The sequence below is a fragment of the Microbacterium fluvii genome, assembly GCF_025515205.1.
Taxonomy (GTDB): domain Bacteria; phylum Actinomycetota; class Actinomycetes; order Actinomycetales; family Microbacteriaceae; genus Microbacterium; species Microbacterium fluvii.
Map to the genome: position 1 here is coordinate 1,146,758 of NZ_JAOPFX010000001.1, position 22,011 is coordinate 1,168,768.

Annotated in this window: 21 protein-coding genes; 18 read left to right on the plus strand and 3 right to left on the minus strand. The window is 70.8% G+C overall.

What is annotated here, in order from left to right:
- Positions 1-23 precede the first annotated feature (23 nt).
- The 6 genes from ruvA to OAW74_RS05310 all read left to right on the plus strand — a co-directional run bounded on the left by ruvA (position 24) and on the right by OAW74_RS05310 (position 7,196).
- Positions 24-644, plus strand: a complete 621-nt coding sequence (gene ruvA, locus OAW74_RS05285; protein WP_262873271.1) for a Holliday junction branch migration protein RuvA — start codon at positions 24-26, stop codon at positions 642-644.
- On the plus strand, positions 637-1,662 hold the full coding sequence (ruvB, locus tag OAW74_RS05290; RefSeq protein ID WP_262873272.1) for a Holliday junction branch migration DNA helicase RuvB: 1,026 nt from the start codon (positions 637-639) through the stop codon (positions 1,660-1,662). The genes ruvA and ruvB overlap by 8 nt, the downstream gene beginning before the upstream one ends.
- A 63-nt stretch (positions 1,663-1,725) precedes the next feature.
- Complete coding sequence (locus OAW74_RS05295; protein WP_262873273.1) at positions 1,726-2,133, plus strand: preprotein translocase subunit YajC; 408 nt, start codon at positions 1,726-1,728, stop codon at positions 2,131-2,133.
- Positions 2,134-2,174: 41 nt separating this feature from the next.
- Positions 2,175-3,899, plus strand: coding sequence for a protein translocase subunit SecD (gene secD / locus OAW74_RS05300; protein WP_262873274.1), 1,725 nt, complete (start codon positions 2,175-2,177; stop codon positions 3,897-3,899).
- Positions 3,899-4,888, plus strand: a complete 990-nt coding sequence (gene secF, locus OAW74_RS05305) for a protein translocase subunit SecF (RefSeq protein WP_262873275.1) — start codon at positions 3,899-3,901, stop codon at positions 4,886-4,888. The genes secD and secF overlap by 1 nt, the downstream gene beginning before the upstream one ends.
- A 58-nt stretch (positions 4,889-4,946) precedes the next feature.
- Positions 4,947-7,196 carry a RelA/SpoT family protein gene (locus OAW74_RS05310; protein WP_262873276.1) on the plus strand — a complete coding sequence of 750 codons (2,250 nt, stop codon included), beginning with the start codon at positions 4,947-4,949 and terminating at the stop codon, positions 7,194-7,196.
- Here OAW74_RS05310 and OAW74_RS05315 read toward each other — a convergent pair.
- From OAW74_RS05315 to OAW74_RS05325, 3 genes are all read right to left on the minus strand, one after another.
- Positions 7,175-7,723 (minus strand): type IV toxin-antitoxin system AbiEi family antitoxin, encoded by a 549-nt coding sequence (locus tag OAW74_RS05315; protein WP_262873277.1) that lies wholly within the window; start codon positions 7,721-7,723, stop codon positions 7,175-7,177. The two genes, OAW74_RS05310 and OAW74_RS05315, sit on opposite strands and share 22 nt — an antisense overlap.
- Before the next feature lie 119 nt (positions 7,724-7,842).
- Positions 7,843-9,426, minus strand: a complete 1,584-nt coding sequence (locus tag OAW74_RS05320) for a DUF349 domain-containing protein (protein WP_262873278.1) — start codon at positions 9,424-9,426, stop codon at positions 7,843-7,845.
- A gap of 94 nt (positions 9,427-9,520) precedes the next feature.
- Entirely contained in the window at positions 9,521-9,820 is a 300-nt protein-coding gene (locus OAW74_RS05325; protein ID WP_262873279.1) for a dioxygenase, read from the minus strand.
- Positions 9,821-9,965: 145 nt separating this feature from the next.
- On the opposite strand from OAW74_RS05325, the gene OAW74_RS05330 reads away from it, so the two are divergent.
- The 12 genes from OAW74_RS05330 (at position 9,966) to OAW74_RS05385 (ending at position 21,983) form a co-directional block, all read left to right on the plus strand.
- Positions 9,966-11,282 (plus strand): replication-associated recombination protein A, encoded by a 1,317-nt coding sequence (locus tag OAW74_RS05330; protein WP_378733662.1) that lies wholly within the window; start codon positions 9,966-9,968, stop codon positions 11,280-11,282.
- Between the two features lie 7 nt (positions 11,283-11,289).
- Complete coding sequence (locus tag OAW74_RS05335; protein ID WP_262873281.1) at positions 11,290-11,880, plus strand: GNAT family N-acetyltransferase; 591 nt, start codon at positions 11,290-11,292, stop codon at positions 11,878-11,880.
- Positions 11,881-12,063: 183 nt separating this feature from the next.
- The gene (rpsD, locus tag OAW74_RS05340; RefSeq protein ID WP_262873282.1) at positions 12,064-12,693 is read left to right on the plus strand and encodes a 30S ribosomal protein S4; all 630 of its coding nucleotides are present in this window, start codon (positions 12,064-12,066) and stop codon (positions 12,691-12,693) included.
- A 127-nt stretch (positions 12,694-12,820) separates the two neighbouring features.
- Complete coding sequence (locus tag OAW74_RS05345; RefSeq protein WP_262873283.1) at positions 12,821-13,138, plus strand: perilipin family protein; 318 nt, start codon at positions 12,821-12,823, stop codon at positions 13,136-13,138.
- A gap of 68 nt (positions 13,139-13,206) precedes the next feature.
- Complete coding sequence (gene alaS / locus OAW74_RS05350; protein ID WP_262873284.1) at positions 13,207-15,867, plus strand: alanine--tRNA ligase; 2,661 nt, start codon at positions 13,207-13,209, stop codon at positions 15,865-15,867.
- On the plus strand, positions 15,864-16,337 hold the full coding sequence (ruvX, locus tag OAW74_RS05355; protein WP_262873285.1) for a Holliday junction resolvase RuvX: 474 nt from the start codon (positions 15,864-15,866) through the stop codon (positions 16,335-16,337). Before alaS ends, ruvX begins: the two co-directional genes overlap by 4 nt.
- Position 16,338: 1 nt before the next feature.
- Entirely contained in the window at positions 16,339-17,766 is a 1,428-nt protein-coding gene (gene mltG, locus OAW74_RS05360; protein ID WP_262873286.1) for an endolytic transglycosylase MltG, read from the plus strand.
- Positions 17,760-18,605 carry a shikimate dehydrogenase family protein gene (locus OAW74_RS05365; protein WP_262873287.1) on the plus strand — a complete coding sequence of 282 codons (846 nt, stop codon included), beginning with the start codon at positions 17,760-17,762 and terminating at the stop codon, positions 18,603-18,605. The genes mltG and OAW74_RS05365 overlap by 7 nt, the downstream gene beginning before the upstream one ends.
- A 4-nt stretch (positions 18,606-18,609) precedes the next feature.
- Complete coding sequence (aroC, locus tag OAW74_RS05370; RefSeq protein WP_262873288.1) at positions 18,610-19,836, plus strand: chorismate synthase; 1,227 nt, start codon at positions 18,610-18,612, stop codon at positions 19,834-19,836.
- Positions 19,823-20,356, plus strand: coding sequence for a shikimate kinase (locus OAW74_RS05375; protein ID WP_262873289.1), 534 nt, complete (start codon positions 19,823-19,825; stop codon positions 20,354-20,356). The genes aroC and OAW74_RS05375 overlap by 14 nt, the downstream gene beginning before the upstream one ends.
- Complete coding sequence (gene aroB / locus OAW74_RS05380) at positions 20,353-21,432, plus strand: 3-dehydroquinate synthase (RefSeq protein ID WP_262873290.1); 1,080 nt, start codon at positions 20,353-20,355, stop codon at positions 21,430-21,432. Before OAW74_RS05375 ends, aroB begins: the two co-directional genes overlap by 4 nt.
- Before the next feature lie 44 nt (positions 21,433-21,476).
- A complete protein-coding gene (locus OAW74_RS05385) occupies positions 21,477-21,983 on the plus strand; it encodes a GNAT family N-acetyltransferase (RefSeq protein WP_262873291.1) in 507 nt (168 codons plus the stop codon).
- Positions 21,984-22,011: the final 28 nt, after the last annotated feature.

A 22,011-nucleotide genomic window follows, 5' to 3' on the forward strand; every position in this document is an offset into this window, starting at 1 on the left:
GAATCGGAACGTAGGCTCGGGGCATGATCTCTTCACTGCGCGGCCGGGTGCTGCACGTCGACGCCGACTCCGTGATCGTCGAGGTGGGCGGTGTGGGGTTCTCGGTGGCCGTTCCCGCACCCCTGGCCAGGGCGACGCACACAGGCACCGAGCTGCACCTGCACACGAATCTCGTCGTGCGCGAAGACGCGCTCTCGCTGTTCGGCTTCGAGACGAGGGAAGAGCTCGTCGTGTTCACCCAGCTGGTCTCGGTCACCGGGGTCGGACCCAAGTCGGCGCTCGGAGTGCTCTCGACGCTGACCGTGCCGCAGATCGCCGACGCCGTCACGAGCGACGACGACGCGCCGTTCCGCCGGGTGTCGGGCATCGGCCCGAAGACGGCGAAGCTCATCGTCGTGCAGCTGGCCGGCAAGCTCGCGCCGTCTGTCGCGACCGCGCCGGGGACCCCGGCGGCACCGATCGGAGTCGTCGACCAGGTCGCCCAGGCGCTCGTGGGGCTCGGCTGGTCGGAGCGCACCGCCGCCGAATCCGTCGCGGCGGTCGCGGAAGGGGCGAGCGAGGCAGACCGCAGTTCGGTGCCCGCGCTGCTCCGGCTGACGCTGGCGGCACTGGGACCTGCGCGACAGGGGGCAGGGCGTGGATGAGCTGAGAGACGCCGACACGCCCGTCGACGAGACCGAACTCGCCATCGAGGGTGCGCTGCGCCCCGCGTCGCTGTCGGAGTTCGTCGGCCAGCAGAAGGTGCGAGGCCAACTGCAGCTGCTGCTCGAGGCCGCCCGCATCCAGCAGCGTCCCGCCGACCACATCCTGCTGTCCGGCCCCCCTGGCCTCGGCAAGACGACCCTCGCGATGATCGTCGCCCACGAGAGCGGCAGGCCGCTGCGGCTGTCGAGCGGCCCCGCGATCCAGCACGCCGGCGACCTCGCGGCGCTGCTGTCGAGCCTGACCCCCGGCGAAGTGCTCTTCATCGACGAGGTGCACCGCATGGCGCGCTCGGCCGAAGAGATGCTGTACCTGGCCATGGAGGACTTCCGCATCGACATCATGGTCGGCAAGGGCGCCGGCGCCACCAGCATCCCCCTCGATCTCGCCCCCTTCACCCTGGTGGGCGCGACGACCCGTTCCGGTCTGCTGCCCAACCCGCTGCGCGACCGGTTCGGGTTCACCGCGCACCTGGAGTACTACGAGGCCGAAGAGCTCGAGCACGTGCTGGAGCGATCGGCGCGGATGCTGGGGGTCGAGCTTCCCCCCGCGGCGCGCGCCGAGATCGCGCGCCGCTCCCGCGGAACCCCCCGCATCGCCAACCGGCTGCTGCGGCGGGTGCGCGACTATCTGATCGTGCACGCCGACGGTGCCGCGAGCACCGCCGCCGTGGACGCGGCGCTCGACCTCTACGACGTCGACCGCATCGGCCTCGATCGCCTCGACCGCGCCGTGCTCGAGGCGCTCGTGCGCCGCTTCCGCGGGGGGCCGGTGGGACTGAGCACCCTCTCGGTCGCGGTGGGTGAGGAGGCCGAGACGATCGAGTCGGTCGTCGAGCCCTACCTCGTGCGGATCGGCTTCATGGGGCGCACCCCTCGAGGCCGGGTCGCGACTCCCGAGGCCTATGCGCACCTGGGTGTGCCGCACGCGGACTCGGTGCTGAGATTCGATGACCTATAATCGCTGAAGGCTCACGGCGCGCTGTCGCGTGTGCGCCAACCTCCCCGAAAGGTCTTCCCCCTCATGGCTGATTGGCTCCTGCCAGCCCTCCTCGTCGTCCTGCTCGTCTTCATGTTCTGGAGCTCGCGCCGCCGCATGCAGAAGCAGAAGCTCGAGCAGGAGGAGAAGGCCGCCCAGACCGTCCCCGGCGCGGAGGTGCTGCTGCAGGGCGGCCTCTACGGAACGATCGTGTCGTTCGACCCCGAGAACCTCGATCAGCCGGCCGTTGTCGAGATCGCCCCCGGCGTCGAGATCAAGGTGCACAGCCAGGCGATCCTGCGCGTCGTGACGCCCAGCGAAGACGAGACGGTCGAAGCCGACGGCTCGCACGACGAGCTGCCCGCCGAGCCGCACGTGGAGACCCTCGACGAGACGGCCGCGCGCCTCGCCGACGAGGGCAAGCCCGACACCGACACCAAGCCCCAGGCCTGACCCGACCCGCCCGTTCGGGCACCCGAGAAAGCTGACCGCACGTGGCGACATCCACCCCTGTCCGGCACGCCTGGCGCGCGCTGACCACGCTCCTGGTGATCACGGCCGTTCTGTTCGGCATCAACGCGCTCGGCGTGTACGTGTTCGGCAAGAGCTCGTGGACCCCTGAACTCGCGCTCGACCTGCAGGGCGGCACCCAGATCGTGCTGGAGGCGCAGACCGCCGACGGCGCGGCGCCGTCGGCAGAGCAGCTCGACCAGGCCGTGACGATCATCCGCCAGCGCGTCGACGCCTCCGGCGTCGGCGAGGCCGATGTCACGACCGAGGGCGGCAAGAACATCGTCGTGCAGATCCCCGGCGAGGCCGACGAGGCCACGCGTGAGCGCATCGAGGCCTCGGCCCAGCTGCAGCTGCGCGCCGTGCTCTACACGGGGGCCCCGGCCAACACCTACGTCGGTGAAGACGGCACGGCGACGCCCTACCCGACGCCAGACCCTTCGCTGAACTCGACGCCGACCGCCTCGCCGAGCAACGGCAGCGACCCCGCGTGGATCACCGACGCGCTGTACGCCGAGTACCTCGCATACGACTGCACCGATCCCGCCAACGACCCGGCCAGCGCCCCCGAAGACGAGCCGCTGATCACGTGCGACGCGACGGGGAGCGTCAAGTACATCCTCGGTCCGGTCGAACTCGACGGCACCTCGATCACCGATGCGAGCGCGGGCCTGGACCAGACCAACGGCCAGTGGACGGTCAACCTCAAGTTCGACGAGGCGGGCACCACCACCTTCGGCGAGATCAGCCAGCGCCTCTACGGTGCCGAGGAGCCGCTGAACCAGTTCGCGTTCGTGCTCGACGGCTCGGTGCTCTCGGCGCCCTCGATGAACGCCGTGATCCTCGGCGGCAACCCGAGCATCTCGGGCTCGTTCACGCAGGACACCGCACAGACCCTCGCCGACCAGCTCAAGTACGGCGCCCTGCCGCTGAGCTTCGAGGTCGTCAGCTCCGACACCATCTCGGCGACGCTCGGCTCGCAGCAGCTGCAGATCGGCCTCATCGCCGGCCTCATCGGCCTCGCGCTGGTCGCGGTCTACTCGCTGATCACCTACCGCGCCCTCGGCTTCGTGATCATCGCGTCGCTCGTGGTGATGGCGGTGCTCACCTACATCACGATCTGCATCCTGGCCTGGCGCCTGGGCTTCCGCCTGTCGCTGGCCGGCGTCGCGGGTCTGATCGTGACGATCGGCTTCACCGCCGACTCGTTCATCGTCTACTTCGAGCGCATCCGCGACGAGCTCCGAGACGGCAAGTCGATCACGGGCGCCGTCGAAGACGGGTGGGGGCGCGCCAAGCGCACGATCTACATCTCGAAGTCGATCAACATCCTCGCCGCGGTGGTGCTCTACATCCTCGCCGACGCGACCGTCAAGGGCTTCGCGTTCACGCTCGGCCTGACCACGGCGATCGACATCCTGATCTTCATCATGTTCACCCACCCGGTCATGCAGCTGCTGGCCCGCACCCGGTTCTTCGGGTCGGGGCATCCGCTCTCGGGTCTCGACCCGACGGCGCTCGGCGCCGTCTACCGCGGCCGGGCGCAGTTCCGCGCGCCGGCAGCCGCCACCGCCGGCAAGACGCAGGCCGAGCGCCGCGCCTCCCGGTCGCGCGGCGAGGCGGAGCGACGCCAGACCATCGCCGAGCGCAAGCAGGCGGAGATGTCGGCGCAGAACAGACCCGGCAAGGCGACGGAGGGAGACGACTGATGCGCTCCATGAATCAACTCGGCAACGACCTGTACACGGGCAAGACCTCTTTCCCGTTCGTCGGCAGGCGCAATGTCTGGTTCCTCATCGCGGCACTGCTGGTGATCGGCTCGGTGCTCGTGCCGCTCGTGCGGCCGGTGCAGTTCTCGATCGAGTTCACCGGCGGCTCGCAGTTCACCGTCTCGGGTCTGTCGAGCCCGGATCAGTCTGTCGCGACGGATGCTGTGCACAGCGTCGTCCCCGATGCGACCACCAAGGTCACCACCGTCGGCGACACGGCCGTGCGGGTGCAGACCGACCAGATGACCCCCGACGAGACGCAGGCGGTGACCGCCGCCCTCGCCGAGGCGTACGACGTGCCCACGAGCGAGGTGACGGCCTCGTTCATCGGACCCAGCTGGGGCGCCGACGTGACCAGGCAGTCGCTGTGGGGTCTGGTGATCTTCCTGGCGCTGACCTTCCTGATCCTCGCCCTCTACTTCCGCACATGGAAGATGTCGGCCGCGGCGATCATCGGCGTCGTGGACGTGCTGATCATCACGATCGGCATCTACGCCCTGGCCGGGTTCGAGATCTCGCCGGCGGCGGTGATCGGGTTCCTGACGATCCTCGCCTATTCGCTCTACGACACGACGGTCGTCTTCGACAAGATCCGCGAGAACACAAGCGAAGACGGAGAGGTCTCCGGACGCACGTTCGGCGAGTCGGTCAACCTCGCGGTGAACCAGACCCTCATCCGCTCGATCAACACGACCGTCGTGGCGATCCTGCCGGTGGGTGCCATCCTGTTCATCGGCGCGTTCTGGCTCGGAGCCGAGACGCTCAGCGACATCTCGCTGTCGATGTTCGTGGGCATCATCGTGGCCGCCTACTCGACGCTCTTCGTCGCCGCGCCGCTGTACTCGCTCTTCCGCCAGAGCGAGCCGGAGCTGCGCAAGAGGGACGAGCGGGTGCTCGCCGCACGCACGCGCGCCGGCATCCCTGCGTGAATCCGGGCATCCGAGGCCGGGCGTAGGATTGAGCCGTTCAGCGGAGGGGAGGATTCGGATGGCTGAGACCGTCCCGTCCGCCCAGTCCTCCTCGCTGCGTCGGCTCGTTCCGCGCATCTTCTCGCGGTCGGCCCGGCGTGACGACGTCGAGCAGCTGCTGCGCACGGTGCGCACGCACCACCCTCGAGGCGACCTCTCGATCATCGAGCGCGCCTACGAGGTCGCGGCCAAGGCGCACACGGGGCAGCAGCGCCAGAGCGGCGAGCCCTACATCACCCACCCGCTGGCGGTCGCCCAGATCCTCGCCGACCTCGGGCTCGGTCCCAAGGCGATCGCGGCCGCACTGCTGCACGACACCGTCGAAGACACCGGCTACGGCCTCGACGAGCTGACCGCCGAGTTCGGCGACGAGGTCGCGCTGCTGGTCGACGGGGTGACCAAGCTCGATAAGGTCAAGTACGGCGAGAGCGCGCAGGCCGAGACGGTGCGCAAGATGATCGTCGCGATGTCGAAAGACATCCGGGTGCTCATCATCAAGCTCGCCGACCGACTGCACAACGCCCGCACGTGGGGCTTCGTGCCGCCCGAGAAGGCGGCCAAAAAGGCGACCGAGACTCTCGAGATCTACGCTCCGCTGGCCCACCGCCTCGGCATCCAGACGGTCAAGAGCGAGCTGGAAGACCTCTCGTTCGCCGTGCTGCACCCGAAGCTCTACGCCGAGATCGAAGACCTGGTCAAGCAGCGCACTCCCCAGCGCGAGCAGTACGTGCACAACGTCATCGAGGCGGTCGAAGCCGACCTGAGAGAGCTGCGCATCCGCGGCCGAGTGATGGGCCGGCCCAAGCAGCTGTATTCGGTGTACCAGAAGATGGTGGTGCGCGGCCGCGAGTTCGACGACATCTACGACCTCATCGGCATCCGCGTGCTCGTCTCGAGTGTGCGCGACTGCTACGCCGTGCTCGGGGCCATCCACGCGCGCTGGACGCCGCTGCCCGGTCGCTTCAAGGACTACATCGCCACCCCGAAGTTCAACCTGTACCAGTCGCTGCATACGACCGTCATCGGGCCCGGCGGCCGCACCGTCGAGATCCAGATCCGCACGAACGAGATGCACCAGCAGGCGGAGTACGGCGTCGCTGCGCACTGGAAGTACAAGGAGCAGGTCAACGGCGGCAAGAGCGGCAAGTCGACCGACACCGACATGGCGTGGCTCGCGCACATCTCGGACTGGCAGGCCGAGACCGCCGACCCCGGCGAGTTCCTCGATTCGCTGCGGTTCGAGATCGGCGCCAAGGAGGTCTACGTCTTCACGCCCAAGGGGCGTGTGATCGGCCTGCCCAAGGGCGCCACTCCCGTCGACTTCGCCTACGCCGTGCACACCGAGATCGGGCACCGCACGATGGGCGCCAAGGTCAACGGGCGGCTCGTGCCGCTGGAGACGGAGCTGTCCAGCGGCGACGTCGTCGAGGTGTTCACCTCGAAGAACCCCGACGCGGGCCCCAGCCAGGACTGGCTCGGATTCGTCAGGAGCACGCGGGCGCGCAACAAGATCCGCGGCTGGTTCACGAAGGAGCGCCGAGAAGAGGCGGTCGAGCAGGGCAAGGAGGCGATCGCCCGCGCGATGCGCCGGCAGAACCTGCCGCTGCAGCGCCTCATGAGCCAGGACTCCTTCGCCGAGGTCGCCCATCAGCTGCGCTACGAAGACGTGTCGGCCCTCTACGCCGCCGTCGGCGAGGGGCACGTCTCGACGCAGTCGGTGATCGAGAAGGTCACGGCGCTCGTGCGCGCCGAGGAGGACACCTCGACGGGCGTCATCGATCTTCCGCATGTGGGTCGATCCCGTCAGCCCCGCAACGGCGACTCGGGTGTGCTCGTGCGGGGAGCTCCCGACATCCTCGTCAAGCTCGCCAAGTGCTGCACTCCGGTGCCTGGCGATCAGATCGTCGGGTTCGTCACGAGGGGGAGCGGCGTCTCGGTGCACCGTGCCGATTGCACGAACGTCAAGTCGCTCATGCAGGACCCCGAGCGGCTCATCCCGGTCGAGTGGGCGCCGACGACCAAGAGCGTGTTCCTCGTGCAGATCCAGGTGGAGGCGCTCGACCGCTCTGGCCTGTTGAGCGACATCACGCGCGTGCTCAGCGAGCATCACGTCAACATCCTCTCGGCGTCGGTGCAGACCAACAACGACCGGCTGGCGCTGAGCCGCTACGTCTTCGAGATGGGCGACATCGTGCACCTCGATCGGGTGCTCAACGCGGTGCGCCGCATCGACGCCGTCTACGACGTCTACCGCGTCACGTCTTCCTGAATCGCCTTGAGCAGCCGCATGGCCGCGCCGCGGTGCGGCAGCGGACCGCGTTCGTCGAGCCACGCCAGGGTGCGTTCGATCAGCGCCGGTGCTGTCGCCGCGAGCAGCTCGGCCGCCGCGCGATGCTCGTCGTCGGGCATGCGGGCGAGGTCGGCCAGTGTGCGTTCGGGCGTGGTCACCCGCACGCCGCCCACGACCATCAGATCGCGCTCGTCGACACGCAGATCGCGGTAGACGAATCGGCGCCCCACGACGTGGTGCAGCCGCCGGTCGACGGCCCGCTGCACGGTGTGCCGACCCGGCGGCTCCGGCAGCGCGCCGTGGATCCAGGCGGCGCTCAGATGGGTCGCCGCGAGCGTGTCGCCCAGCAGCGCCTCCAGCGATCGCGCACGCAGCGCCGGGGTCTCGACCGCATCGGCCGGAAGGTAGGCCTCGCCGAGTTCGACGACGTGCCCGTCGAGGCACGCCGCGGTCAGCTCAGCCTCGGAGAGGCGGGCGCCTGCGAAGAAGAGGAACGGCGAGGGCATACCGCGAGTGTGCCCCGAGCGCGCGCGCCGTGCCTGCTCCGTCCGCAGTCTGTGGACAGCTCCGCGCCGCCGCGCGGCGGGGGAGGAGCGGATGCCGCCGCGCGCCGGCGCGCCGCGGGTCAGCCGCCGAGTGCCGTCAGCCAGGTCTTGCGTGCGGCGAGCGCCTCTTTCGCCTTCGCGGCAGCGGCCTTGTCGCCCGACTTCTCGGCGGCGGCCAGCTCGGCCTCGAGCTTGTCGATCGCGTCCGTGAGCTGGCGCGTCATGTCGTTCGCCCGCGCCTTGGTCTCAGGGTTGTTGCGCTTCCAGTCGACGTCTTCGCGCTGGCGGAGGGCCTGCTCGACCTTGCGCAGCTCGTCGTCGAGGGCTCGCTCCCGATCACGCGGGAAGATGCGGCCGATCTCGTCCCAACGGCGCTGGATGCCGGTCAGAAGCGTGCGTGCCTTCGCGAGCTCCCGCTCGTCTGCGACGGCCTTCGCCTCGTCGAGCAGCTGCTTCTTGGCGTCGATCTTCTCGACCGAGGCGGCAGCATCCGCGGCCTCGCGGTCGCTGCGCGCACCGTACAGGGCGTCGCCGGCGGCCTTGAACCGCGCCCACAGGGCGTCGTCGGCCTTCTTGCCGGCGCGGCCTGCGGTCTTCCACTGGTCGAGCAGCGTGCGGTAGTCGCCGATGCCGTCCTCGCCCTTGGGCGCGAGCGCTTCTGCGCGCTCCACGAGACGCGCCTTGGCGTCGCGAGCGGAGCGGTGGGTCTCGTCGAGCTCGGCGTAGAACTCGCGACGGTGCTTGTCGACGATCGAGCGGGCGTCGCGGAACCGCTTCCACAGCTGCTGCGCGATGCCCTTGGGAAGCCGCGGACCGTTCTGCTGGTGGTTCTGCCAGCTGTCGAACAGCGCCGTCAGCTCGGCTGAGGCCTGCTTCCACTGCACACTGCGCGGGTCGCGGGCCGCGAGCGCTTCGGCCTGCTCGACGAGCACGGTGCGCTCGCGGATCGCCTCGTCGACGGCCTCTCGCGCCGCGGCGGCCTCGGAAGCGGATGCCGTGGCCAGCTCGTCGGTGAGCACCGTGAGCCGCGCCTCGAGCGCGGCGAGGTTGCCCACCGCCGCGGCGCCCGACACCTTCTCGCGCACGGCGATCGCCGTGGCACGCAGGTCGGCGGCCGATGCGCCGCCACCGCGGTGGCGCTGCTCGAGCAGCACGACCTCGGCGGCGAGGTCGGCGTACTTGCGCTCGAAGTAGGCGAGGGCCTCGGCGGGCGTGCCGTCGGGGTATTGCCCCACCTCGCGCCACTGGTCGCCCTCACGCACCGACACGGTGCCGTCGTCGGTGACACGACCCCACGGCTCGGCGTCATCGGCGACCGGCGCGGCGGGAGCAGCAGGCTTCTTCGGCGCAGACGGCACCGGGCGCGGCAGTGCGGACGGGCGCGGAACCGGGGTCGGACGCGGGGCGGCGGGAGCGGGTTCCGCCGTCTCGGGCTCTGCCGTCTCGGCTGCGGGCTCTTCGGCCGCGGCGGGCTCTTCGGCGGCCACCGGCTCTTCCGACTGCGCGGCGGCCGGCTCTGCGCCGTCGGCGGCGGGCTCGTCGGCCGACGGGTCGTCGGAGGCGATCGCCTCTTCCGGCGCCGGAGCGGCGGCGGTCTCGGGGACGGCGGCGTCTGCGGCCTCGTCGGCGGGGTTTTCGGGAGTCGAATCTGCTGCGGCAGTCACGGGATGCACCTCATCGCGGCTCACGCCGCCTGTGGGGGATGGACGCGCCCCAGCCTAGTACGGCGGGCGCGCGGCGACACGGGCGTGCGGCGCGTTACGGGGTCGCCGTCGGTGTGGCGGCGTCGCTGGCCGTGGGCTCGGGCGTCGCGCTGTCGGTCGGTGCGGGAGTGCTCGTGGCCGACGGGGTGGGAACGGGCTGGCCGGGGCCCACCGAGAAGTACGCCCACTGCGCGCCGAGGATCGCGACGATCAGCACGGCGCCGATGACGGCCGCCATGACGTTGTCGCGGGTGCGCCGGTGCTCCTGCGCCTCATGGAGCTGCTGCCGAGCCTGATACAGCCGGGCGCGCTCGCGTGCCTCGCGCGCGGCGCGATCCTTACCCACTGCGGCCACGGGCCCCTCCTCTGCGTTCGACGCACGATCCTACGCACCGCGCCGATGCGTCTCAAAAAGCCGCGGTGTCGGCCGGGCCGATTAGCCTGGACCGGTGAGCTCACCCACCGCGCTGTTCCAGGGGCAGACGCCGCTCGCGGTGCGGATGCGGCCCACCTCGCTCGACGAGGTCGCCGGCCAGTCGCACCTGCTGCGGCGCGGCTCGGCGCTGGTGACCCTCGCCGATCCCGAGGCGTCGGCGCGCTCGGCGAGTTCGGTGATCCTGTGGGGCCCGCCTGGCACCGGCAAGACGACCCTCGCCCAGGCGATCGCACGATCGTCGGGGCGGCGCTTCGTCGAGCTGTCGGCGGTGACGGCGGGCGTGCGCGACGTGCGCGAGGTGATGCAGGAGGCCCTCACTCAGCGCGACCTCTACGGCGCGTCGACGATCCTCTTCCTCGATGAGATCCACCGCTTCACCAAGGCCCAGCAGGACGCCCTGCTCCCCGGCGTCGAGAACGGCTGGGTCGTGCTGATCGCCGCGACCACCGAGAACCCCTCGTTCTCGGTGATCTCGCCGCTGCTCTCCCGCTCGCTGCTGCTCACCCTGCGCCCGCTCACCGACGACGACCTCGGCATGCTCGTCGACCGCGCGGTCGAAGATGCCCGAGGGCTCGCCGGCGCCGTGGCGCTGCTGCCCGAGGCCCGAGAGGCGCTCGTGCGGCTGTCGTCGGGCGACGCGCGGCGCGCACTGACGGCGCTGGAGGCGGCCGCATCCGTCGCCGAGACCGGGGCGACGGCCGACGCGGATGCCGATGCCGACGACGCCGAGCAGGCACGCGCCGAGGTGCCAGAGGTCACCGCCGAGCACGTCGCGCAGGCCGTCGACCGCGCACTGCTGCGCTACGACCGGCAGGGCGACGAGCACTACGACGTCATCAGCGCGTTCATCAAGTCGATCCGCGGCTCCGATGTCGACGCGGCGATGCACTATCTGGCGCGCATGGTCGAAGCGGGCGAAGACCCTCGGTTCATCGCGCGGCGCCTGATCATCTCGGCCGCCGAAGACATCGGGCTGGCAGATCCTCAGGCGCTGCAGATCGCGGTGGCCGCCGCCGACGCCGTGCAGTTCATCGGCATGCCGGAGGGCCGCATCCCGCTCGCCGAGGCCACCGCGTATCTCGCCACCACCGCGAAGTCCAACGCCGCCTACCTCGCGATCGACAAGGCGATCGCCGACGTTCGTGCCGGCGGCTTCGGCCGCGTGCCGGTGCACCTGCGCGACGCGCACTACCCGGGCGCCAAGCGCCTCGGCCACGGCAAGGGCTACGTCTATCCGCACGACAGCGAGATCGGCGTCGCCGCGCAGCAGTATCTTCCCGACGAGCTGCGAGGGCGTCGCTACTACGAGCCCAAGGCGCTCGGGGCCGAGCGCGAGGTGCAGGCGAGGGTCGAGAAGATCCGCCGCATCCTGGGGGAGTGATCGGGCTGTGACGACTTTCGAGCTGCGCCCGTGGGCGCACCGCGACGCCGAGGCGCTCGCGCGCGCCGTGCGCACGACCCCTGACCTCGATCGGCAGTTCGGCGGCGACGCGCCTGCGGCGCTGGATGAGGCGCAGCGGTGGATCGCGACGCAGCTCGCGACGACCGACACGCACCGCGGCTGGGCGATCACCGCCGACGACGTGCCGGTCGGCAGCATCGGCCTGTCGCACATCGAGCGCCGTCACGGCACCGCGTGGGCGCACTACTGGCTCGCCCTCGACGCCCGCGGGCAGGGTCTTGCCACCCGTGCCCTCGCCTCGGCGGCGGAATGGGCGTTCGCGCAGGGCCTGCACCGGCTCGAACTCGGCCACCGCGTCGACAACCCGGCGTCGTGCCGGGTCGCCGTGCGCGCGGGGTTCGGCGCCGAGGGCGTCGAGCGCGAGAAGCTGCGCTACGGGGATGCGCGCTTCGACGTCGAACTGCACGCGCGCCTGGTGGGCGACGCGGACCCCGGCGTGCAGCCGCTGGAGTTCGCCGCGCCGTCGTGGGAGGACAGGGTCGCGGCGGTCTGGGCGGATGCCGCGGCCCTCGAATGACCGCATCCCGTCGCCGACCGCGCCTCTGATAGACTTGACCGGCTCGAAACGGAGTTTTCGGGCATCCCCTCTCTTCTGAACCACCTTCCGGCATGCCCCGGCGTGCAGCCCGGACAGGGCGAAGACAGGGAGATACGTCCGCGAGCCGTGACAGTCACGGCCGCGTCATCGAAAGGAAACTTCGTGGCTACGAAGTCCCAGGACCGCCGCAAGGTCCGCCTCTCCCGTGCGCTCGGCATCCCGCTGACGCCGAAGGCCGCCCGCTACCTCGAGAAGCGTCCCTACGCTCCGGGCGAGCACGGCCGCACCAAGCGCAAGCAAGACAGCGACTACGCCGTCCGCCTTCGCGAGAAGCAGCGTCTGCGCGAGCAGTACGGCATCCGCGAGAAGCAGATGCGCAACACGTTCAACGAGGCCCGCCGCAAGGACGGTCTGACCGGTGAGAACCTCGTCGAGCTGCTCGAGATGCGTCTGGACGCGCTCGTGCTGCGCGCCGGCTTCGCCCGCACCACGGCGCAGGCCCGCCAGCTGGTCGTGCACCGTCACATCCTCGTCGACGGCCAGCTCGTCGACCGCCCGTCGTTCCGCGTGAAGCCGGGTCAGCTCATCCACGTCAAGGCCAAGAGCGAGGGCACCGAGCCCTTCCAGGTCGCAGCCGCCGGCGGTCACGCCGAGGTGCTGCCCCCGGTTCCCGGCTACCTCGAGGTCGAGCTCGACAAGCTGCAGGCCAAGCTCGTGCGTCGCCCCAAGCGCGCCGAGGTTCCTGTCACCTGCGAGGTGCAGCTCGTCGTGGAGTACTACGCGGCTCGATAAGGCGCGTTTCGTCTCGCTTCGCTCGTTCGACGAGCGGGGCATGAAGGGCGTCGGGGAGACCCGGCGCCCTTCGTCGTATCCGATTACGATGGACGGTGCCGCGTGTGCGGCCTGAGAAGGGGTCACGATGAAGAACGTCCTGTGGTTCGTGCTCGGCATCGCCGGCGGCTTCGTCGTCGCGCACTTCATGAACAAAGACCCCCGAGGCCATCAGGTGCTCGCCGAGGTCGACGCCCGCATCACAGAATTCACCGATCGCATCGGCGAGGCCTACCGTGAGCAGGAGGCCCGCCTGGCCGACATCGTCGACAGCGCGAAGGATGCCGCATCCGATGCCGTCGACAGCGCGAAGGACGCCGCCTCCGGCGCTCTGGACAGCGCGAAGGATGCCGTCGCCGAGGCCGTCGACACCGTCTCTGACGCCGCACGCAAGCTCGCCGACTGACGTCGGCTCCGATTCCCCTCGTCCCCGCCGGGGACACGCACGCCCACCCGAGGAACACCCCCACGCATATGAAGACCGCCGAGATCGCGCGCCGCTACCTGGATTTCTTCGAGAAGAACGGTCACACCATCGTGCCCTCGGCCTCGCTGGTCACCGACGACCCCGCGCTGCTGTTCACCGTCGCCGGCATGGTGCCGTTCATCCCGTATCTGTCGGGTGACGTTCCCGCGCCCTATCCGCGAGCGGCCGACAACCAGAAGTGCATCCGCACCAACGACATCGAAGAGGTCGGCAAGACCCCGCGGCACGGCACGTTCTTCCAGATGCTCGGCAACTGGTCGTTCGGCGACTACTTCAAAGAAGGAGCGATCCGCTTCGCCTGGGAACTGCTCACCAGCGCCGAGGAGGACGGCGGCCTCGGCTTCGACCCGAACGACCTCTGGGTCACCGTCTACGAAGAGGACGACGAGGCGCACGATCTCTGGCTGCGCCTGACCGACCTGCCCGCCGAGCGCATCCAGCGCCTGGGCAAGGACACGAACTATTGGTCCACGGGTCTGCCGGGGCCCGCAGGCCCCTGCTCGGAGATCTTCTTCGACCGCGGTCCCGCCTACGGCATCGACGGCGGTCCCGCGACCGACGACGACCGCTACGTCGAGATCTGGAACCTCGTGTTCATGCAGTACGAGATCACCGACGTGCGATCAAAGTACGACTTCACGATCGTGGGCGAGCTGCCCAACAAGAACATCGACACCGGCATGGGCCTCGAGCGGATCGCCTTCATCAAGCAGGGCGTCGACAATATGTACGAGACCGACCAGGTCCGCCCCGTGCTCGATGCGGCGGTCGAACTCAGCGGCAAGACCTACGGTGCGAACCACGAAGACGACGTGCGCTTCCGCGTCGTCGCCGACCACGTGCGCTCGGCGCTCATGCTGCTGGCCGACGGCGTCACGCCCTCCAACGAAGGCCGCGGCTACATCCTGCGCCGGCTCATGCGCCGAGTCATCCGCGCGATGCGCCTGCTCGGTGTCGACGGGCCGACGTTCGCGACACTGTTCGCCGTCTCGCGCGACGCCATGAAAGAGGCCTACCCCGTCGTCGAGAGCGACTGGGAGCGCATCTCGCAGTACGCCCTCGCCGAGGAGGCGACCTTCCTGCGCACCCTCGCTGCCGGTTCCGAGAACCTCGACGCATCGATCGCGGCGGCGAAGGAGGCCGGGGTCACCCGGATCGGCGGTGCCGAGGCGTTCCTGCTGCACGACACCTACGGCTTCCCGATCGACCTGACGCTCGAGATCGCCGAAGAGGCGGGCCTATCGGTCGACCGCGACGCCTTCGACACCCTCATGCAGGAGCAGCGCGCCCGTGCGAAGGCGGACGCCCGCTCGCGCAAGCGTCAGCTCGCCGACACGAGCGTCTACCGCGACTACCGCGCGCAGGGCGAGACCGTCTTCACGGGCTACACCGACCTCGAGACCTCGTCTCGCGTGCTCGGCGTGCTCGTCGACGGACTCTCGGTCGACCGCGCGACGACCGGTCAGATCGCCGAGGTGATCCTCGCCGAGACGGCGCTGTACGCCGAGAGCGGCGGCCAGGTCGCCGACAAGGGCGTCATCGTGGGCCCCGGCTTCGAGCTCGAGGTGCTCGACGTGCAGAAGCCCGTGCCCGGACTCATCAGCCACACCGTCGAGGTGACCACCGGCGAGGTCGCGGTCGGCGAGCCGGCGACGACCGTCGTGGACGCGGTGAACCGCCGTGCCGCGCAGCAGGCGCACTCCGCCACCCACCTCGTGCACGCGGCCCTCCGTGACACGCTCGGCAAGAGCGCGACGCAGGCCGGCTCGCTCAATCGCGCGGGCTACCTGCGCTTCGACTTCGCGTGGGGACAGGCGCTGTCGGCCGACACGCGCACCGAGATCGAAGAGATCGCCAACAACGCGGTGCGCGACAACCTCGAGGTGACCACGCGCATCATGGGCCTCGACGAGGCCAAGGCGCTCGGCGCGATGGCGCTGTTCGGCGAGAAGTACGGCGACACCGTGCGCGTCGTCGACATCGGCGGCCCGTGGTCGCGCGAGCTGTGTGCGGGAACCCACGTGGCCTCCAGCGCCGAGGTGGGCCTCATCAACCTCGTCGGCGAGTCATCGGTGGGCGCCTCCAACCGCCGGGTCGAGGCGCTCGTCGGACTCGATGCGTTCCGCGAGCTCGCCGCTGAGCGCGCGATCGTCTCGCAGCTGACCGCGAGCCTCAAGACCCCGCGCGACCAGCTGCCCACGCGCATCGCCGAGCTCGCCGCGAGTCTGAAGGCCGCCGAGAAGAAGATCGCGCAGTTCGAGGCGAAGGCGCTCGGCGACCGGCTGCCCGCGCTCGTCGCTGGCGCGTCCGCCGAAGGCCCCTACCGAGTCGTCGCCGAGTCGCTCGGCACGGCGTCGTCGGCCGACGACGTGCGCACGCTCGCGCTGCAGGTGCGCGACCGGCTGGGCTCCGAGGCGGCGGTGGTGGCTCTGGTAGCCGCGATCGACGGTCGACCGGTCGTGATCGTCACGACGAACGAGGCCGCCCGTGCCGCCGGCGCCAAGGCCGGCGTGCTCGCCAAGGCCGCGGCCGCGGCGCTCGGCGGCGGCGGCGGCGGTCGCGACGACATCGCGCAGGGCGGCGGTGCGGACGCTGCGGCGCTGCCGGCCGCGCTCGCCTCGGTGAAAGACGCCCTCGGGGCCGCATGAGCGGGTTCCGCCGCGGGGTGCGCCTCGGCATCGATGTCGGCAGGGCGCGCGTCGGCGTCGCGCGCTGCGACCCCGACGGGATGCTGGCGACGCCGGTCGAGACCGTGCCGCGCGACGACGCCTCCGTGGCGCGGGTACTGGCCCTGTCGGTCGAGCTCGACGCGGTCGAGGTGCTCGTCGGGCTCCCGCTGAACATGCAGGGCGACGACACGGCCTCCACGCACGACGCGCGCGAGTTCGCCGCGGCGCTGGCGAGCGCGGGCGATCTGCCGGTGCGGCTCGTCGACGAGCGCCTCAGCACCGTCTCGGCCCACGCCCAGCTGCGCCAGGCCGGGCGTTCGCAGCGATCGTCTCGTAGCATTGTGGATCAGGTCGCCGCCGTGGTCCTCCTTCAGCAGGCACTCGATGTCGAGAAGAGCACCGGCAGGCCGCCAGGAACCCCCGTCTCACCCAGCCAGGAGCCCGCCTGACATGCCCGAAACGCCGTCGCCCGACGACCAGTTCGCGGATCTGTTCCAGAAGCTCCCCGACCCCGCTGCGCGCAGCGGCTCACCTGAGCAGCCGACCGCCCCGCTGTCGCGCCGAGAGGCGCGCGAGGCCGCCGCGCGTGAGGAGGCGGCGCCGGCGCAGCCCGCCGCGGCCGCATCGGTGCAGGCGACTCCGGGCGAATCGACGCCGGCGGCGCCCGCATCCGCCCCGCGTTCTTCGACGAGCGGACTGGACGACCTCTTCAGCGGGCACCGCTCCACCGACGACATCGGCCGCACCCCGCCGCCGCCCGACAAGCGCCGTCGCCGGATCGGCGGCTGGATCGCGCTCGGCATCGTGCTGGTCGTGCTCGGCGGCATCGCCGCCGGCGGGCTGTGGGTGTGGAACACCTACGAGGACAAGATCCGCGAGGTGATGGGCTGGGAGGAGCCCAAGGACTACGAAGACGGGCTCGCCCACGGCGAGGCCGTGCTCACGATCGTCTCCGGCGACACCGGGCAGTCGATCTCGCAGAGCCTCTACGAAGAGGGTGTGACGAAGACGTCGGAGGCGTTCTACGACTACCTCATCGACTCGGGGCAGAACCCCACCTTCGAGCCGGGCTCGTACGGACTGCAGCTGCAGATGACCTCGGCGGCGGCGCTTGCGGCGATCCAGGATCCCGAGAACCGTCTCGAGAACACCGCACAGCTGCGCGAGGGCCTCACCGTCGATCAGTCGCTGACGATCCTCGCCGAGGGTCTCGGCATCCCCCTCGAAGACTTCCAGGCGGCGATCGCCGACCCGGCGGCGTATGGCGTCGACGTCGACTCTGCGATCGCGGACGCCGGCGGGCAGCCGCTGGAGGGCTGGCTGTTCCCCGCGACCTACACCTTCGGCCCCGACGTGACCGCCGAAGAGGTCATCCAGACGCTCGTCGACCGCACCGTGGAGTCGCTCGACAACGCGAACGTGCCGGAGGCCGACCGGCAGGAGATCCTCACGATCGCCTCGATCATCCAGCGCGAGGCGCGGTACGAAGACGATTTCTACAAGGTCTCGCGCGTGATCCAGAACCGCCTGCAGCCAGGCAACCAGGAGACCTACGGGTACCTGCAGATGGACTCGACGGCGCAGTACGGCTACGGCGAGATGCACGACGGGACGGCGAGTTCATCGGCGGAGGCCCTCGCCGACGACAACCCGTGGAACACCTACAAGGTGCAGGGGCTGCCCGTGGGGCCGATCTCGAACCCGGGCGACACGGCGATCGACGCGGCGATGCATCCGGCCGACGGCGATTGGCTCTACTTCGTGACGGTGAACCTGAACACCGGTGAGACGGTGTTCACCTCGAACCTCGCCGATCACGAGAAGGCCGTGGCGCAGTGGCAGGCGTGGTGTGCCGACAACCCGGACGCGGGGTGCTGACCGGAACGCGGCTCGCGGTGTGGGGCGACCCCATCGCGCACAGCCTGTCGCCCGTGCTGCACGGCGCCGCCTATCGCGTGCTCGGACTCGACTGGACCTACGAGCGGCGGCAGGTGCCCGAGTCGCTGTTCGACGAGTTCCTCGCGGGCCTCGACGAGTCGTGGCGCGGGCTGTCGTGCACGATGCCGCTCAAGGCGGCGGCCTTCGCGGCCTCGGCCGAGCGCGACCGCCGCGCCGAGCTCACCGGGGCCGTCAACACGCTGCTGCTCGAGCCCGCCGGCATCCGCGGATTCAACACCGACGTGGGCGGCATCGTGCGGTCGCTGCGCGAAGAGGGCGTGGACCGCGTCGACGACGCCCGCATCGTGGGCGCCGGCGCGACGGCGGCCTCGGCTCTCGTCGCGCTGGCCGAGCTCGGCGCGACGCACGTGGAGGTGGTCGCCCGGCGCCCTCTCGCCGTCGCGCCGCTGGAAGAGCTCGGCGATCGCCTCGGCGTCGTGGTGCTCCCCGTGCCCTTCGACGCCGCGGGGCACGCGGCCATGCCGGTGACGATCGCCGCGCTCCCAGGCGGAGCGCGGGTGGCCCCGGCATCCGTCGAGGCGCTGCGCGATGCAGGGGGCCTGCTGGTCGACGTCGTCTACGGGCACTGGCCCACCGCGCTGTCGGCCGCGTGGGAAGACGCGGGCCTGCGCGCGGTGTCGGGCCTCGGGATGCTGCTGCACCAGGCCCTGCTGCAGGTGCGGGTCTTCGTCGGCGGCGACGTGGAGGCGCCGCTTGCGGGCGAAGACGTCATACTCGCCGCGATGCGCGAGGCCCTGGCCGGGCCCGTGGGAGGATAGAGCAATGCTCCGCGTGCTCACCGCCGGCGAATCGCACGGTCCCGAACTGGTCGCCATCATGGAAGGACTGCCCTCGGGCGTCCCGATCTCACGGGCGGCGATCCAGGCCGATCTCGCCCGCCGCAAGCTCGGCTACGGCCGCGGCTCTCGGATGAAGTTCGAAGAGGACGAACTCAGCATCTCGTCGGGCGTCGTGCACGGCACGACACTCGGCAGCCCGATCGCGCTGCGCATCGGCAACACGGAGTGGCCCAAGTGGGTCGAGGTGATGAGCGCCGATCCCGTCGATCTCACCGACCGCTCGCGCGGGCGCGGCGCCGCGCTGACCCGGCCCCGCCCCGGTCACGCCGACCTCGTCGGCATGCAGAAGTACGGGTTCGACGAGGCGCGGCCGATCCTCGAGCGGGCGAGTGCCCGCGAGACGGCGGCGCGCGTGGCCCTCGGCGCGCTCGCGCGCGCCTTCCTGGGCGAGCTCGGCATCCGTCTGGTCAGCCACACCCTTTCGATCGGCCCCGTGCAGGTGCCGGAGGGCGCGCCGCTGCCCACCCCCGACGACGTCGACGAGCTCGACGCCGATCCGCTGCGCTGCTTCGACGGCGCCACGAGCGCCCGCATGGTCGCCGAGGTCGACGACGCGCGCAAAGACGGCGACACGCTCGGCGGCATCGTCGAGGTGCTCGCCTACGGTCTGCCGCCGGGGCTCGGGTCGCACGTGCACTGGGACCGGCGCCTCGACGCCAAGCTCGCACAGGCGCTCATGAGCATTCAGGCCATCAAGGGCGTCGAGGTCGGCGACGGCTTCGAGACGACGCGGCGACGCGGCTCCGCCGCCCACGACGAGCTGTTCTCGACCGCCGACGGCATCACCCGCTCGAGCGACCGCGCGGGTGGCACCGAAGGTGGCATGTCCACCGGCACCGTGCTGCGCGTGCGGGCGGGCATGAAGCCGATCGCGACGGTGCCGCACGCCCTCCGCACCATCGATGTCGCCACCGGCGACACGGCCTCTGCCCACCACCAGCGCTCCGACGTCTGCGCCGTGCCGGCGGCCGGTGTCGTCGCCGAGGCGATGACCGCGATCGTGCTGGCAGAGGTCGTGCTCGAGAAGTTCGGCGGCGACAGCGTCGCCGAGACCCGCCGCAACATCGAGGGCTACCTCGCCGCCATCCCCGCGGCACTGCGCACGGCCGCCGACAGCGACGCGGCGCTGCTCGAGCATGACCCCCGCTGACGCACGCGCGATCGTGCTGGTCGGGCCGATGGGCGCCGGCAAGACGAGCGTCGGGCGCCGCGTCGCACGCGCGCTCGGTGTGCCCTTCAGCGACACCGACAAGATCGTCGTGCGCGATCACGGACCCATTCCCGAGCTTTTCGTCACGCACGGCGAAGCACGGTTCCGTGAGCTGGAGCGCGCGGCCGTGGCGGAGGCCCTCTCGACGGGGGGAGTGGTCGCGCTCGGCGGCGGGGCGGTGCTCGACGCGCAGACCCGTGCCGCGCTGGCCGAGCACCGGGTGGTGCTGCTGACCGTCGCTCCGCACATCGTGTCGTCGCGGATCCTCGGGTCGGGGCGGCCGCTGCTGGCGGGAGACGACGACCCGATCGCTCGCTGGCGTCGCATCTATCAGGAGCGCAGACCGGTCTACGAGCGGGTGGCCGACGTCACGTTCGACACCTCGTCCGGGCCGCTGTCGAACGTCGTCGCCGACATCGTCGCCTGGGCGCAGGCCCCATCCACCGAGGAGGAGCGTTGACCGAGACCACCAGCATCCGGGTGACCGGAGACAAGCCCTACGAGATCCTCGTCGGCCGCGGCATCCTGGCGCAGCTGGGCGAGGTCATCCCTGCCGCCGCCCGCAAGCTTCTCATCGTGCACCCGCCGACGCTGCGCGAGCGTGCGGAGCAGCTGCGTGAGCAGCTGCAGACCGCCGAGCGCGCGGTGCTGCTGGCCGAGATCCCCGACGCCGAAGCGGGCAAGCGCGTCGAGGTCGCCGCATTCTGCTGGCAGGTGCTCGGTCAGGCCGATTTCACCCGCACCGATGCGATCATCGGGTTCGGCGGCGGAGCCGTGACCGACCTCGCCGGGTGGGTCGCCGCGAGCTGGCTGCGCGGCGTCGCGGTCGTTCAGGTGCCCACGACGGTGCTTGCGATGGTCGACGCCGCCGTCGGCGGAAAGACCGGCATCAACACGGCCGAGGGAAAGAACCTCGTCGGAGCGTTCTGGCCCCCGCACGCCGTCGTCTGCGACCTCGAGTTGCTCGACTCGCTCAGCCGCAACGAGCGGGTCGCCGGCTTCGCCGAGGTCGTCAAGGCCGGATTCATCTGGGCGCCGGAGATCCTCGACATCATCGAGGCCGACCCCGAAGCCGCCGTCGACCCGACGACCCCCGGATTCCGCCGTGCCGTCGAGCTGGCGATCGACATGAAGGCCCGCGTCGTCGGAGAGGATCTGCGCGAAGCCGGGCTGCGCGAGATCCTCAACTACGGCCATACCCTCGGTCATGCGATCGAGCACGCGGAGCGCTACCAGTGGCGCCACGGCGCAGCGATCTCGATCGGCATGGTCTTCGCCGCGGAGCTCTCTCGCCTGGCCGGTCGCCTGAGCGACGAGGTGGTGCAGCGGCATCGCGACATCCTCGGCTCGCTCGGGCTGCCGATGACCTATCGGCCGGGCGCGTGGCAGCAGCTGCTGGCGACGATGCAGCGTGACAAGAAGGCGCGCGGCGGGATGCTGCGCTTCATCGTGCTCGACGACCTCGCGCGCCCCACGGTGCTGCAGGCTCCCGACGAGTCGCTGCTGTTCGCGGCCTACCAGGAGGTCGCGGGGTGACCACGCCTCCTTCCGTGCGGCGGGTTCGCGCGGGGGAGTGGAGGATGGTGCGCGACCTTCGCCTCGCCGCAGTGGGCGACCCTGATGCGTCGATCGCGTTCCTCACGACGCTCGCCGAGGAGTCGGCTCGAGACGAGCGCTTCTGGCGTGAGCGGACGGAGAGTGCGGCCGACAGCGTCGATGCGGCACAGTTCGTCGCGATCGTCGAGGAGGAGTGGGTGGCGACGGCCACAGTGCTCGTCCGCGCCGCAGGGACTCGCGACCACCTCGGTCACGAGGTCACCGAGCGTCGTGCCGACGTGGTGGGCGTATACGTGGACCCCGCCCACCGCGGCCACGGGTGGGTGAGGATGCTCTTCGACCGGATCTCCTCGTGGGTCGTTCCCTCGGGAGTCGGCGCCCTCCACCTCGACGTGCACGCGGAGAACGCCCGTGCACAGGCCGCGTATCGCAGGGCCGGCTTCGCGCCGACCGGTCGCACGTTCACGGGCCCGATCGGCCCTGAGCTCGAGACGCGGCGCGATCTCACCCCGCCGATCTCGTCTCGCTGACGCCCTGGTCGCCCCTGCCCGGCTCGCC